Raw genomic sequence first — 13,641 nt, 5'->3', positions numbered from 1 at the left:
ATGGTCAATGTTCACGGGAAGTATTGTTGCGCTGCTTACGCCAATGGATGTTAAAGGTAATGTTTGCCGGGCGAGCTTAAAAAAACTAATCGATTATCATGTCGCTAGCGGAACCGCAGCGATTGTTTCCGTTGGAACCACCGGCGAGTCCGCCACGCTGAGCCATGATGAGCATGGTGATGTGGTTATGCTGACGCTGGAGTTGGCCGATGGGCGTATTCCGGTGATTGCCGGTACCGGCGCTAATGCGACGGCGGAAGGTATTTCTCTGACCAGACGTTTCGAAAAATCGGGTGTGGTAGGCTGCCTGACCGTGACGCCTTATTACAATCGCCCAACGCAGGAAGGGTTGTATCAGCATTTTAAGGCCATTGCCGAGAGTACCGATCTGCCGCAAATGCTGTATAACGTCCCGTCGCGTACCGGTTGTGATATGTTGCCTGAAACCGTTGCCCGGTTGGCGAAAATTAAAAATATTATTGGAATCAAGGAAGCGACCGGGAACTTATCGCGTGTTAGTCAGATCCAAGAGCTGGTTGATGATGACTTCGTGCTGGTCAGCGGTGACGACGCTTCCGCGCTGGACTTCATGCAACTGGGCGGGCAGGGCGTGATTTCGGTGACGGCGAACGTTGCCGCACGTGAGATGGCGCAACTGTGCGCGTTGGCGCAGCAGGGGGATTTCGCCGAAGCGCGCCGCCTGAACCAGCGCCTGATGCCGCTGCATCAAAAACTATTTTGTGAACCCAATCCAATTCCAGTGAAATGGGCCGCGAAACAATTAGGGTTAATCGCAACCGATACGCTGCGTCTGCCAATGACGCCAATTACCGAGGCAGCGTGTCCGGTTGTAGAGCAGGCGCTTAAGCAAGCCGGTCTGCTGTAAATTAGGGAGTTTTGATGGCTTACTCAGTAAAGAAGTCCACGGTTGTTAAGGTTATTGGGCTGTCGACAATTATGTTGCTTGCGGCGTGTTCCAACGATCAGCGCTATAAGCGTCAGGTTAGCGGTGATGAGTCCTATTTACAGGCCGATGGGCTGAAGGATTTAACCCCGCCGGCAGGGATGATTCTGCCGCTGCAAAACGGCGAGTATGATATTCCTTCTACCGCTGCTAATGGCCAGGTAGGCAAACAGCTTGATATTCGTCCGCCTGCGCAGCCGCTGGCATTAATGAACGGTACCCGCACCCAGTTCTCAGGGAATAGCGGCGTGTTGATGGTGGATAGCGGGCGTGATGGTTCAATCTGGCCGCAGGTTGTTAATGTCGTGCAGTCGTACAAGTTCCCGATTGCTGAACGTCAGGATGCCAGCCAGCAACTGACTACCGACTGGGTGCAGTGGAACCGTGCGGATGAAGATAATCAGTATCGCGGACGTTATCAGATTAGCGTGCAGCAACAGGGTTATCAGCAGGCGCTGACGGTTCGTCTGTTGCAACTGCAGCAATCCGGCAAAGACGTGACGTCACCGACTCAGGTGCAGCGTTATACCGCGCAGATGTTGAATGATATCAGTACCGGTCTGGACAAAATGGAAACCGCGCGTCAGGACGCCGCCGCTAACCGTAGTTCGGCGCAAATTGATGTGCAGAGCGGCGCGGATGATACCGGCTTACCGGATCTGATCCTGCGCGCGCCATTCAATACCGTTTGGCAACGTCTGCCTGCGGCTTTGAAACGTGTCGGTATGGAAGTGACGGACAGCAATCGTTCGCAAGGTAGCCTGGCGGTGACCTATAAAGCACCGGGCAGCAGCACGTGGGATGAAATTGGCGCGAAAGACCCGCAGTTGCCTAACGGCGATTATAAACTGCAGGTTGGCGACCTTGATAACCGCAGTAGCTTGCAGTTTATCGATCCGAAGGGGCATGTCTTAACGCAGTCCCAGAACGATGCGTTGGTGTCGGTATTCGAGGCGGCACTCAGCAAGTAATCGAAAAAAGGCCGGATTTATTCCGGCCTTTTTTATTGGAATTTGGCATAATACGGCACGGTGACGTAATCGATTGCGTCACGGAGAGAGAATAGGGATACGTCGCGTTCCATTATCGGGTTTACGCTGTCGCCGTACCGTTCGTGTTGTGGCAAAAATAGCTGGTAATATTTGGAGTTAACAAGATGCAAAAGCAAGCTGAGTTGTATCGCGGCAAAGCGAAAACCGTCTACAGCACCGAAAATCCGGATTTGCTGGTGCTCGAGTTCCGCAATGATACGTCAGCAGGGGACGGAGCCCGGATTGAGCAGTTTGACCGTAAAGGGATGGTCAACAATAAGTTTAACCACTTCATTATGACCAAATTGCAGGAAGCGGGGATTCCCACGCAGATGGAAGCTTTGCTCTCCGACAACGAAGCGCTGGTGAAGAAGCTGGAGATGGTACCGGTTGAGTGCGTAATCCGTAACCGTGCCGCTGGTTCGCTGGTGAAACGCCTTGGCGTGGAAGAGGGTATCGTTCTTAATCCGCCGTTATTCGATCTGTTTTTAAAAGATGATGCCAAACACGATCCGATGGTCAACGAATCTTATTGCGAAACCTTTGGCTGGGTAAGTAAAGAGAATCTGGCGCGGATGCGTGAGCTAACTTATAAAGCCAATGACGTGTTGAGCAAACTGTTTGCCGATGCCGGATTAATTTTGGTCGATTTTAAGTTGGAGTTTGGCCTGTTCCACGGTGAAGTGGTGTTAGGCGATGAGTTCTCGCCGGATGGTGCCCGTCTGTGGGATAAAGAAACCCTCAATAAAATGGATAAAGACCGCTTCCGCCAGAGCTTAGGCGGCGTGATCGAGGCTTATGAAGAGGTGGCGCATCGTTTGGGCGTGAACCTTGAGCCGGTTTCCCGGTAATTCTGGTTATTCGCCCGCAGGCCGACTAAAATCTTCCTGATCGATGAAAGCTAATCACAGGAGTAGATATGCGTTGGCAAGGACGTCGCGAAAGCGACAATGTTGAAGATCGTCGTGATCAGTCGCCGACCATGGGCGGCGGGCGGATGCGCATTCCGCGCGGTAAAGGCGGCATCATTCTGTTAATTGTGGTGGTGGTTGCTGGTTATTACGGTTATGACCTGACGCCGTTATTAACCGGCGGTGAGCCGGTTAGTCAGCAAGCTTCGCCACGGCATGTCAGCCCACAAGACGATGAGGCGGCTAAATTTACCTCGGTTATTCTTGCGACCACCGAAGATACCTGGCAGACGTTATTCCAACGGATGGGGAAAACGTGGGTCGCGCCAAAACTGGTGATGTATCGCGGTGCGACGCGTACCGGGTGCGGCACGGGTCAATCGGTGATGGGGCCATTTTACTGTCCGGCTGACCAAACGGTGTACATCGATCTCTCTTTCTATGACGAAATGAAAAACAAACTGGGCGCAGATGGCGACTTCGCTCAGGGCTATGTTATCGCTCATGAAGTCGGTCATCACGTGCAGAAGTTGCTCGGTATTGAGCCGAAAGTTCGCCAAATGCAACAACATGCCTCGCAAACGGAAGTGAACCGACTGTCGGTTAAAATGGAGCTACAGGCAGATTGCTTCGCCGGAGTTTGGGGGCATTACATGCAGCAGCAGAACATCCTCGAAGCGGGCGATCTTCAAGAAGCGCTGAATGCCGCTGAGGCGATCGGCGATGATCGTCTGCAACAGCAAAGCCAGGGGCGCGTGGTGCCGGATAGCTTTACGCACGGCACATCACAACAACGCTATACCTGGTTCAAACGCGGGTTTGACGCAGGCGATCCAGGGCAGTGTGATACTTTCGCCGGTCGTTAAGCCATGGCGGTGTTAGAGCGTATTACCGCCGAGATGCAGCGCAAAGGCGTGCGTTGTCTACTGGTCATCAGCGGTGAGCCCGCTTGGTGCTATCAGCAAGTAATGGATTATCGTGCCACGCTGCCCGGCGACTGGTTGTGGGTAGGCGAATCGCCGGAAGGCGCGCTACATTGCCAACCGGGAGCGCTACGTACGCTATTGGGACGCGAGTTTCGCCATGCAATATTCGATGCGCGTAGCGGTTTCCATGCCGAGGCATTTGCTGCGCTGGCCGGGACGTTAACCGCCGGTAGCTGGCTGATGTTGTTAGTACCGGAGTGGTCCGGTTGGTCACAGCAGCCAGATAGCGATTCGTTACGCTGGAGCGAATGCGATACGCCGATTATTACTCCGCATTTTATTCGTCACTTACAGCGACACCTGCAGCAAGATCGGCAGGTCGCCATTCATCGTCAGGGAGAGGCGCTGGCACTGCCCTCGCTGGCGAATTTCCCGCTCTGGCGATCGGAGGCGGAACAGCAACAACAAGCCATTTTGCAGGCGTTGTTAACCGCAGCGCCCGGCATCTCGGTTTTAACCGCGCCACGCGGGCGCGGCAAATCGGCGCTGGCGGGAATGCTGGCCGCGCATTGGCCGGGAACCTGTTGGGTGACCGCACCGGCAAAAACCGCAACCGATGTTCTGGCGCGCTTTGCCGGCGAGGCCTTTCAGTTTATCGCCCCGGATGCATTACTGGCGCAGCCGCCGAACGCGGCGGTTGATTGGCTATTAGTTGATGAAGCTGCCGCCATTCCGGCCCCGTTGCTCCAGCGTATGGTGCAGCGTTTTCCTCGGGTGTTATTGACCACCACCGTGCAGGGCTATGAAGGGACCGGGCGCGGTTTTTTACTGAAATTTTGCGCATCGCTTTCCGCCGTGCGTTTTTATCAGCTTGATCAGCCGTTACGGTGGGCAAGCGCTGACCCGCTCGAAACGGTAGTTGATCGCAGCCTGATTTTTGCCGAACCACCGCATCAGGCTTCCGCTGGTCGGGTGAGCTTTATTCCCGTGGAGCAGCAAGAGTGGCAAACCCAACCGCAACGATTAACTGCCTTATATCAATTGCTGGCGAGTGCCCACTATCGTACTTCTCCTTTGGATCTCAGGCGGATGATGGATGCGCCGGGCATGCATTTTATCGCCGCGCAAAGCGGGCCGCAGCAGGTTTGCGGCGCGTTGTGGCTGGTGGATGAAGGCGAATTATCGCCGTCGCTGGCCGAAGCGGTATGGGCCGGACGTCGTCGTCCGCGCGGGAATTTAGTGGCGCAATCTTTGGCGGCGCACGGTGGGTTTCCAGAGGCGGCAACGCTTCGCTCACGTCGCCTGAGCCGTATTGCGATTAGCGCTGATAAACGGCGTCAGGGTATTGGAAAAAATTTGGTCGCAACAGCGCGTCAAGCCGCAGAGGGGATTGATTTTCTCTCGGTGAGTTTCGGCTTTACCGGGGAGTTATGGCAGTTCTGGCGCGCCTGTGGGTTTACGCTGGTGCGAATGGGGACGCAGCGTGAGGCCAGCAGTGGTTGCTATACCGCAATGGCGTTGCTGCCGCTGAGCGCGGCGGGCGAGCGTTTAGCCGGGCTGGCGGCGCACCGCCTGGCACGCGATCTCTATTGGTTACAGCATTGGTTGCCTTTGCCCTTGCCGCTGGAGCCCACCTCAGAGCAGAGGTTTAATGATGATGACTGGCAGGAACTGAGCGGGTTCGCCTTTGCGTTCCGTCCCTTTGAAGCGAGCTTGGCGGCGCTGGCTAGAATGTTGGCGGTAAGTGAGCAACCGCTTCCGGCATTGAGGCTGGCGATTACAGAGCGTCAACCGGTGAACGTCATCGCCGCACAATTGATGCTTTCAGGGCGTAAAGCATTACAAATGCGCTGGCGTCAGGAGACGGCAGAGGCGCTGTTAATGTTAGATAAAAAGCGCGCGGAACAGGCCCGTCAACGGCTCGCATCGTTGCAATAAATCCACCGTCTTACTCTGATTAACCGCCTCTCTCCGCGGTTTTTGCGCTGAGAGAGGCGAACGAAAAGTCACGGTTACTTTTTCGGCCAGTCGTCGTCATCGTCCCATTTATCGTTAAAATCGCGATGCGGCGGCAACTCCGGTTTGTTATCCATATACTTCTTATGATCGATACGCTTGAGATCCTTGTAGACATTCATCAGCACGCCTACCATCAGCACGATAACCAGGATCCACCAATACTCTTTTAACCACTCCATGATGCTGTCTCCCGTCGGTACATTAAGCGATAAGTTGTTCCATAATCCGTTGATACATTCGGCTTAGCAATTGTAAATCGGCGGCTTTCACACACTCATTGATCTTATGAATGGTCGCATTGACCGGACCTAATTCCACCACCTGGGCACCCATCCGCGCAATAAACCGCCCGTCAGAGGTGCCGCCGGTGGTTAACAGTTCGGGCTTGATTTCATTATAGTGCTCAACGGCGTTGACGACCGCATCCACCAGTTTGCCGCGTGACGTCAGAAACGGCTGGCCCGATAGCTTCCACTCCAGCGTATAACGCAACTGGTGCTGTTCTAGCAGCGCTTCAACACGCTGTTTAATCATGGCATCGGTGAGTTCGGTGCTGAAACGGAAATTGAACTGAACGTACAGTTCGCCGGGGATGACGTTATTACTGCCGGTTCCCGCCTGGATATTCGCGATTTGCATGCTGGTTGGTGGGAAAAACGCATTACCGCCATCCCACTCGGTGGCGACCAACTCTTGCAGCGCGGGCAGAGCACGGTGTACCGGGTTATCGGCCAAGTGTGGATAGGCGACATGCCCTTGTACGCCGTGTACGGTGAGGTTAGCGGTGATCGAACCACGGCGACCATTTTTCACCACATCGCCAACCACTTCAGTACTGGACGGTTCGCCAACCAGGCAGTAGTCGAGGCGTTCGTTACGCGCCATCAGCGCCTCTACCACTTTTACCGTCCCATTCGCCGCGCTGGCCTCTTCATCAGAGGTGATCAGAAATGCCAGCCGTCCACGATGGTTTGGGTGGGCGGCGACAAAGCGCTCGGCGGCAACCACCATCGCCGCCAGCGAGCCTTTCATATCTGCCGCGCCGCGGCCAAACAGCATACCGTCGCGAATTGCAGGCTCAAACGGTGGGTTGATCCAACGGCTGGCATCGCCGGTTGGCACCACATCGGTATGCCCGGCAAACGCCAACGTTTCGCCCTGACCGCGCCACGCCCAGAAATTTTGCGTGTCATCGAAATTCATCGGTTCAACGGTAAAGCCAATGGCTTTTAGGCGTTCAATCATTAACGCCTGGCATCCGGCATCATCGGGGCTGAGGGAGGGGCGACGAATAAGCTGCTGCGTCAGCTCAATGACCGGACAAAACATATTATGACTTCTCCTGGATAAACTGCTGATAAGTAGTTTCGCTGAAACCCGGCAGCATAGATCCATCCGCGGCTAGCAGCAATGGGCGTTTAATGATGGCAGGCTGCGCCAGCATGACTTTTTTTGCCGCGTCAACGTTATCCACCGCTAGCCGTTCAGCCTCCGGCAGTTTTCGCCACGTGGTACCGCGGGTATTCAGCAACGTTTCATAGCCGAGTTGGTCAATAAAGCGCTGTAATAAGGTGTCATCAAGGCCATCAGCCCGATAGTCATGAAAGCGGTATTCGATACCCTGGCTTTCCAGATAGCGCCGCGCCTTTTTTATCGTATCGCAATTTTTGATGCCAAATAGGGTGAGCGTGTTTTGATGGGTGTCTGACATGGGCTATTTCCCTTATTTGATAAAATGGTTGTTTGCCATTGAGGTTTAATTAATCACCAAAGTAACCAATATTGCTGAAATGTGCGTCAGTACGCAATTTATTAAATATGTACAGTTTTGATACGCCGCGCCGATAACAACGAGGGGTATAACCCTGTTCACTTGCCGAAAAAATAGCGGTAAAATCAACCGCAATAATAAGAGAGGGTACCATGATCGACGTTGAGTTAGGTAACTGGAAAGACTTTATTGACGCGATGTTACGTAAGTAATATCTCGTTCGGGAAGCGTGGCAAACACAAACTTCACCAGCTAAAAATAAAAACTAAGGCAGCTACTATAGCTGCCTTAATTATTGGTCCGCTCAAATCGGGAGACTTAATTGCGATGTTTCTCTTTCAGCGGGAAACGTCTTCTAACCAGCACAAAGAATAGCGGTACGAAGAAAATAGCCAGAATAGTGGCGGAAATCATTCCCCCCATTACCCCGGTTCCCACCGCATGCTGGCTACCGGAACCTGCGCCACTGCTGGTTGCCATCGGCAACACGCCGAAAATAAACGCCAGCGAGGTCATCAAGATTGGACGCAGACGTTGCCGCGCGGCTTCGAGCGTTGCCTCTACCAATTCACGCCCGGCAGTATTCATCTCATTGGCAAATTCAACGATTAATATCGCATTTTTCGCTGAAAGCCCGATCACCGTCAGCAAGCCAACCTGGAAGTAGACGTCGTTCTCTAAACCACGCGCCCAGGTAGCAACCAACGCGCCAATGACACCGAGCGGTACTACCAACATCACCGAGAATGGAATTGACCAGCTCTCATACAGTGCGGCCAGGCAAAGGAAAACCACCAACAACGAGATGGCGTAAAGTGCCGGTGCTTGCGCGCCGGACAACCGCTCCTGATAAGACGCGCCGGTCCATTGCAGCCCAACGCCTAACGGTAACTGGCTCACCAGTTTTTCCATCACATCCATTGCGGTACCGGTACTCACACCTTGGGCTGCTTCGCCGACAATTTCCAGTGAGGAGTAGCCGTTGTAGCGTTCAAGCCGTGGCGAGCCGGTTTCCCAGCCGGTTTTAGCGAAGGCGCTAAATGGCACCATACTGCCGTTGCTATTGCGAACGTACCAGTCGTTAACGTCCCCCGGTAGCATGCGATATTGCGCCGCTGCCTGGACATACACTTTTTTCACCCGGCCACGGTCAAGAAAATCGTTAACGTAGGTAGAACCCCAACCGGTCTGTAGCGTGTCGTTAATATCATCCAGCGACACGCCCAACGCTTGTGCTTTACGTTGATCAATATCGATGCGCAATTGTGGGCTATCGTCGAGCCCGTTGTGGCGCACGCGGGAAAGCTGCGGATTATTCTCAGCCATTTCCAGTAACCGATCGCGCATCTCCATCAGTTTAACGTGCCCGATTCCGGCGTGATCTTGCAGTTCCATATCGAAACCGGCTGAGTTACCTAAGCCGGTAATGGCTGGTGGGCTACTGGCGATGACTCGCGCTTCATTGATTTTTTTAAACGCTTTAGTGGCGCGTTCAATAATGGCGAAAGAACTCCGGTCTGAACCCGGACGGTCTTCCCAATTCTTTAACCGTACAAACATACGCGCGACGTTTTGCCCGTTGCCGCCGGGGCCAGCCCCGATGGTAGAGAAGACCGACAACACGTTGTCTTTCTCTTTAGTCAAATAGTAGCTTTCTACTTTTTCCACCACTTTTGAGGTCTGCTGCAGCGTTGCGCCAGACGGCAAACGCACTTCGGTGGTGAAAACACCGCGGTCTTCCAACGGTAAGAAGGAGGTGGGCAAATGGAGAAACAGGAACGCCATAATGCCGATAATACCCAAATAGAGCACTAACCAGCGCCCGCCGGTGCGTAGGATTTTAGCCACGCCGTGCTCATAGCGTTCGGCATTTTTGTTAAAATTACGGTTAAACCAGCCGAAAAAGCCACGCCGCCCATGATGATGCCCCTGGGGAATCGGCTTCAGCAAGGTGGCGCATAACGCCGGGGTCAAAATCATCGCCACCAATACCGACAGCACCATCGCGGCGACGATGGTAATCGAGAATTGGCGATAAATAGCGCCGACGGTACCGCCGAAAAATGCCATTGGAATAAATACTGCCGAGAGCACCAGCGCGATCCCGACCAGCGCGCCCTGAATCTGCCCCATCGATTTTCGCGTCGCATCGCGCGGCGAGAGCCCTTCCTCGCTCATGATACGTTCGACGTTTTCCACCACCACGATGGCATCATCTACTAATAGACCAATCGCTAACACCATCGCGAACATAGTGAGCGTGTTGATACTGAAATGGCAGGCATACAGCACGGCGAAGGTGCCAAGTAACACTACCGGTACCGCGATGGTAGGAATTAAGGTCGCGCGGAAGTTTTGCAGAAACAGGTACATCACCAGGAAGACGAGTAAGATCGCTTCCAGCAGCGTTTTAACCACGTCTTTGATGGAGGCGGTGACAAACGGCGTGGTTTCGTAAGCGATTTCCGCTTTCAGCCCGTGAGGGAAGAAGGGGGCTAACTCGGCAATGCGAGCGCGTACCAGCTTATCGGTATCCAGTTCGTTGGCGCCGGAGGCTAGCTTAATACCGAGACCGGAAGCCGCCTGACCGTTATAGCGGCTAAGGAAATCATACTTTTCTGCGCCGAGCCCCACATCCGCTACGTCGCCCAATGTGACGACTGAACCGTCCTGATTAGTACGTAAGGTGATGGCTTTAAATTGTGCCGGGGTTTGTAGTAGCGATTGTGAATTCACCGTGGCGTTCAGCGCTTGGTGGTCAACGGCGGGTAACCCACCCACCTGGCCGACGGCTACTTGGCTGTTTTGCGATTCAATCGCATTCACCACATCTTGGGTGGTAAGTGAATAGTTGATCAGTTTATTCGGATCGAGCCAGATACGCATTGCATACTGCGAACCATAGGCATCCACTTCGCCGACGCCACTTACGCGGCTGATCGGATCTTGAATATTACTGGCGACATAATCGGCGATGTCCTGCTTATCCATACTGCCGTCGGTGGAGACGAAGGCCACCATCAGAATGTTGGTATCGCCGGTTTTGGTAACCACCACGCCCTGCTGTTGTACGGTTTGCGGTAACTTACGCAATGCAGACTGTAACTGGTTTTGCACCTGTTGACGTGCTTCATCGGGATTGGTGCCTGCCGTAAAGCTCAGCGTGATGGTTGCCTGCCCGGTGTTGCTGCTCTGCGAGGCCATATACATCAGATTATCGATGCCGGTCATGCTTTGCTCAATCACCTGCGTGACGGTGTTTTCTAGCGTTTCAGCCGAGGCGCCCGGATAGTTTGCAGTAATGCGCACATTCGGCGGTGCGATATCGGGGTATTGTTCCACCGGTAATGAAAGGATGGCCAGCGTGCCGGTTAGACACAGTAAGATCGCCAGCACCCAGGCAAAAATGGGGCGGTCGATAAAAAAGTTCGCCATCGAATCGGCACTCCTCAGCAGCGTTTCGTCAAAGTAATGGAAAAGTTCGCCAGCTCACTCCTGCGGCGAAAAGCAACCATCCTGACCGGGCGAAGTTTTTAATCGTTTCAGGCCGCTCCGGCAAGACATCACTTTACGCGTCCGGGTTAAAGGAATCGTGGAGAAATTGAGGAGAAAATGTAAATTATCGTCCCTAAACATCGGGCTGACGGGCTGCCGACCAATTAGGTGTGTTTATTCTCAAGCCAAAGTACGGTTGCCGCCACGCGCGAACGCACGTCCAGTTTACGCAGTAAGTTGCGGATATGCACTTTGACGGTTTCTTCTGAAATAGACAGAACGGCGGCAATCCCCTTATTGGATAGCCCGCGTGCGACCTCCTGCAGAACATCCCGTTCACGATCGGTCAACGTGCTGAAGGGATCGGCGCGCTGAGTACGGCCCGCCAGATAATCACTGACGATTTCACTAAACACATTCTGCCCCTGCGCTCCTTCGATAATTTGCGCCAGTAATTGCTCGGGTTCGCTGTCTTTGAGTAAATACCCATCGGCGCCGGCATCCACCATGGCATAAATATCATTGCGTGCGTCAGAAACGGTGAGCACCAAAACACGGGAGGTTACCTGATCGTCGCGTAGCGCTTTAAGCGTATCGAGGCCGGATATCCCTTTCATATTCAGATCGAGCAAAATTAAATCCGGCATCAGGCGCTGAACTTCGACCAACGCCTCGCTACCGTTGCTGGCTTCGGCAACCACTTCAAAGCGAGCGTCTAACGCCAGCAATTGGCGAATGCCGCGGCGCATCAGGGGGTGGTCATCAACTACGATGACGGTAAAGTGGGGGTTCTCCATCGATTTTTCTCCTGCCAGATTGGGTAATAGTGGCTAAACGTTGGTGCTAATGCGTGGAGCGAAAAGTGGCAAGCAGTTCGCGTAGCTGATGCCAGGAGGCATCTAGCGCATGCTCTAAATCTGCAATAATTGCCTCAGCCTTCGGATCGCGATCGCCGATACGACGCTTGAGCAACGTGAGCTGAATACCTAAAAAAGAGAGCGCTTGCGCCAGGGCGTCATGTAACTCCTCGGCAATCGCCGCGCGCTCCTCCATTAGTATTAACTGGTGCTGCTGTTGCTGTGCATGCTGTTCGAGCAAAAGAGTATGTTGTTGTAGCTTTTGCGCCATGCGCTGAAAAGCGCTGGCCAGAACGCCAAGTTCGTTTGGTAAGGCGGTGTCCAGCGCCGGATAATGAAAATTACCGTGCTGGAGATAGCCGCTCGCGGTCGCCAGTTTGTTAAGTGGCATAACGATCTGCCGCCGTGTTTGGCGAATCGTCCAGCCGGCAAGCGTAATGATGGCGATAAACCCCACCAAACTGCTCGCCACCACTAAATGCATTTTTAATTCAGCGTAGCGCTGCAGCTCAAGCACAAAGCGCTCAAGCGTATCGACATAACTTCGCACTTGCTGAGGGTAATTGGCGGCGTTGGTATCCAGTAGCTCGCTCCGTAGGCCGGGCCACTCTGTTTTTAATTGGCGGTAGCGAGCGGTGACCTGCGCCGGGACGTAAAAATGCTCTAAGGCGCTTAGCGCCGGTTCATCCAGCGATTGCTGATAATGTTGCAGGTCGGTTGGTAGATCCCGTGAGTGCGTGGCGCGATCCCAGGCGAGACGGTAACTCTGCATACGTAATGAACCGGCAATATTTATTGCTTCTGCGTCACGCTGGCTACTCAGCAAGGTCACTAACGCCAGGCCAGTACCTATCAGGGACAAAATCACCATTCCCGCCAACGCGCGAGCGATGCTACCGGTCACGGAACGTTTAACTATCACGCGAAGCTTCCACAGAAAAAGGGAGAAAATTGTACTGCGACCACCGGGTAAACTGTAGTGCCTGGCGCCGCAGGCCGCCTCTATCCGCGCGCTATTTAACATTTCTCTGATCTACACCGGGTTATTGACGCTTAATGAGGAAAAATCTTGCCGCAGAAAGACATATCAATTTACCGATTGAACAGAAAGTAACGCCTATTGACCTTTCCCAGGAGAGAACAGCATTCCCTTCACAAAACTTTAATGGTTTTACGCAGTAGTCACACAGGTTTTCATTAATAGGGTAATAATTAACTACGTAACTAATAATTATCGACCTGAGGAACACCAAAATGAAAATTAAATTACCTGCCGTCGCCGCCGTTGCCTTATTCGCGCTCTCTTCCTTCACCGCTATGGCGGCAACCGAAGTCGATGCACAGCAAGCACAAAACCTAAACCCGATCGGTGATGTTTCTGTCTCGGGCGTGCGTGGCTCGATTGATGACGCAACCCGTCACTTAGCGCGCAAAGCCGACGAAATGGGCGCAACCCATTATCGTGTTATCGGCGTAGAAAATCCGGGCGACTCCAGTTTATGGAGTGGTAGCGCCGAGATTTATCGTTAACGTTCTCTCTATTCCCCTGTAGCCTTTAGTTTGCCTGCCACGGCATAGACTATACCGGCCGCATTTCTTGCGGCCGGTTTTTTATTTCCCGCTGCTTGTCTTATTCCGTCACATCTCAGCCCGGCGGAAGTATTTTC

The 13,641-nt window shown here is 53.4% G+C and carries 13 protein-coding genes; 7 read left to right on the top strand and 6 right to left on the bottom strand.

The genetic code is table 11. From position 1 onward, the window contains the following. Positions 1-7 precede the first annotated feature (7 nt). The 5 genes from dapA (at position 8) to PMPD1_RS16450 (ending at position 5,770) form a co-directional block, all read left to right on the top strand. Positions 8-886, top strand: a complete 879-nt coding sequence (gene dapA / locus PMPD1_RS16470) for a 4-hydroxy-tetrahydrodipicolinate synthase (protein ID WP_173635065.1) — start codon at positions 8-10, stop codon at positions 884-886. Between the two features lie 14 nt (positions 887-900). Then, positions 901-1,935 (top strand): outer membrane protein assembly factor BamC, encoded by a 1,035-nt coding sequence (gene bamC / locus PMPD1_RS16465; RefSeq protein WP_173635064.1) that lies wholly within the window; start codon positions 901-903, stop codon positions 1,933-1,935. 185 nt (positions 1,936-2,120) lie between these two features. Continuing rightward, positions 2,121-2,846: a phosphoribosylaminoimidazolesuccinocarboxamide synthase gene (gene purC / locus PMPD1_RS16460; protein ID WP_173635063.1), complete on the top strand. Its 726-nt coding sequence runs from the start codon at positions 2,121-2,123 to the stop codon at positions 2,844-2,846. 68 nt (positions 2,847-2,914) lie between these two features. Beyond that, the gene (ypfJ, locus tag PMPD1_RS16455) at positions 2,915-3,772 is read left to right on the top strand and encodes a KPN_02809 family neutral zinc metallopeptidase (protein ID WP_173635062.1); all 858 of its coding nucleotides are present in this window, start codon (positions 2,915-2,917) and stop codon (positions 3,770-3,772) included. A gap of 3 nt (positions 3,773-3,775) precedes the next feature. Then, positions 3,776-5,770, top strand: a complete 1,995-nt coding sequence (locus tag PMPD1_RS16450; protein ID WP_173635061.1) for a tRNA(Met) cytidine acetyltransferase TmcA — start codon at positions 3,776-3,778, stop codon at positions 5,768-5,770. A 74-nt stretch (positions 5,771-5,844) separates the two neighbouring features. Here PMPD1_RS16450 and PMPD1_RS16445 read toward each other — a convergent pair whose 3' ends face one another. Genes PMPD1_RS16445 through PMPD1_RS16435 form a run of 3 tightly spaced genes read right to left on the bottom strand, consistent with a single transcriptional unit; the run spans position 5,845 to position 7,562 of the window. Then, on the bottom strand, positions 5,845-6,030 hold the full coding sequence (locus PMPD1_RS16445; protein ID WP_173635060.1) for a YpfN family protein: 186 nt from the start codon (positions 6,028-6,030) through the stop codon (positions 5,845-5,847). A gap of 22 nt (positions 6,031-6,052) precedes the next feature. After that, positions 6,053-7,180, bottom strand: a complete 1,128-nt coding sequence (dapE, locus tag PMPD1_RS16440) for a succinyl-diaminopimelate desuccinylase (protein ID WP_173635059.1) — start codon at positions 7,178-7,180, stop codon at positions 6,053-6,055. Between the two features lies 1 nt (position 7,181). After that, entirely contained in the window at positions 7,182-7,562 is a 381-nt protein-coding gene (locus tag PMPD1_RS16435) for an ArsC family reductase (RefSeq protein ID WP_173635058.1), read from the bottom strand. 212 nt (positions 7,563-7,774) lie between these two features. Between PMPD1_RS16435 and ypfM the strand changes: the two genes are divergently transcribed. After that, positions 7,775-7,834, top strand: a complete 60-nt coding sequence (gene ypfM / locus PMPD1_RS16430; RefSeq protein WP_173636259.1) for a protein YpfM — start codon at positions 7,775-7,777, stop codon at positions 7,832-7,834. Positions 7,835-7,940: 106 nt separating this feature from the next. Here the strand turns inward: ypfM and acrD are convergent, their stop codons facing one another. The 3 genes from acrD to PMPD1_RS16415 form a co-directional block, all read right to left on the bottom strand. Next, positions 7,941-11,057 carry a multidrug efflux RND transporter permease AcrD gene (gene acrD, locus PMPD1_RS16425; protein ID WP_173635057.1) on the bottom strand — a complete coding sequence of 1,039 codons (3,117 nt, stop codon included), beginning with the start codon at positions 11,055-11,057 and terminating at the stop codon, positions 7,941-7,943. Between the two features lie 224 nt (positions 11,058-11,281). Then, positions 11,282-11,914 carry a response regulator gene (locus tag PMPD1_RS16420; protein ID WP_173635056.1) on the bottom strand — a complete coding sequence of 211 codons (633 nt, stop codon included), beginning with the start codon at positions 11,912-11,914 and terminating at the stop codon, positions 11,282-11,284. A 46-nt stretch (positions 11,915-11,960) separates the two neighbouring features. Further along, positions 11,961-12,896 (bottom strand): type IV pili methyl-accepting chemotaxis transducer N-terminal domain-containing protein, encoded by a 936-nt coding sequence (locus PMPD1_RS16415; protein WP_173635055.1) that lies wholly within the window; start codon positions 12,894-12,896, stop codon positions 11,961-11,963. 332 nt (positions 12,897-13,228) lie between these two features. Between PMPD1_RS16415 and PMPD1_RS16410 the strand changes: the two genes are divergently transcribed. Next, the gene (locus tag PMPD1_RS16410) at positions 13,229-13,504 is read left to right on the top strand and encodes a YdgH/BhsA/McbA-like domain containing protein (RefSeq protein ID WP_173635054.1); all 276 of its coding nucleotides are present in this window, start codon (positions 13,229-13,231) and stop codon (positions 13,502-13,504) included. Positions 13,505-13,641 lie beyond the last annotated feature (137 nt).

The organism is Paramixta manurensis (assembly GCF_013285385.1).
In the GTDB taxonomy this organism is placed as follows: domain Bacteria; phylum Pseudomonadota; class Gammaproteobacteria; order Enterobacterales; family Enterobacteriaceae; genus Paramixta; species Paramixta manurensis.
Note: the sequence above shows the minus strand (reverse complement) of the source record. Positions and strands in the feature narration are given on the sequence as shown.

Bases quoted from the DNA above. Each gene is read 5' to 3' on its own strand.
- dapA (WP_173635065.1), top strand. From the start codon at position 8: ATGTTCACGGGAAGTATTGTTGCGCTGCTTACGCCAATGGATGTTAAA.
- bamC (WP_173635064.1), top strand. From the start codon at position 901: ATGGCTTACTCAGTAAAGAAGTCCACGGTTGTTAAGGTTATTGGGCTG.
- purC (WP_173635063.1), top strand. From the start codon at position 2,121: ATGCAAAAGCAAGCTGAGTTGTATCGCGGCAAAGCGAAAACCGTCTAC.
- ypfJ (WP_173635062.1), top strand. From the start codon at position 2,915: ATGCGTTGGCAAGGACGTCGCGAAAGCGACAATGTTGAAGATCGTCGT.
- PMPD1_RS16450 (WP_173635061.1), top strand. From the start codon at position 3,776: ATGGCGGTGTTAGAGCGTATTACCGCCGAGATGCAGCGCAAAGGCGTG.
- PMPD1_RS16445 (WP_173635060.1), bottom strand. From the start codon at position 6,030: ATGGAGTGGTTAAAAGAGTATTGGTGGATCCTGGTTATCGTGCTGATG.
- dapE (WP_173635059.1), bottom strand. From the start codon at position 7,180: ATGTTTTGTCCGGTCATTGAGCTGACGCAGCAGCTTATTCGTCGCCCC.
- PMPD1_RS16435 (WP_173635058.1), bottom strand. From the start codon at position 7,562: ATGTCAGACACCCATCAAAACACGCTCACCCTATTTGGCATCAAAAAT.
- acrD (WP_173635057.1), bottom strand. From the start codon at position 11,057: ATGGCGAACTTTTTTATCGACCGCCCCATTTTTGCCTGGGTGCTGGCG.
- PMPD1_RS16420 (WP_173635056.1), bottom strand. From the start codon at position 11,914: ATGGAGAACCCCCACTTTACCGTCATCGTAGTTGATGACCACCCCCTG.
- PMPD1_RS16410 (WP_173635054.1), top strand. From the start codon at position 13,229: ATGAAAATTAAATTACCTGCCGTCGCCGCCGTTGCCTTATTCGCGCTC.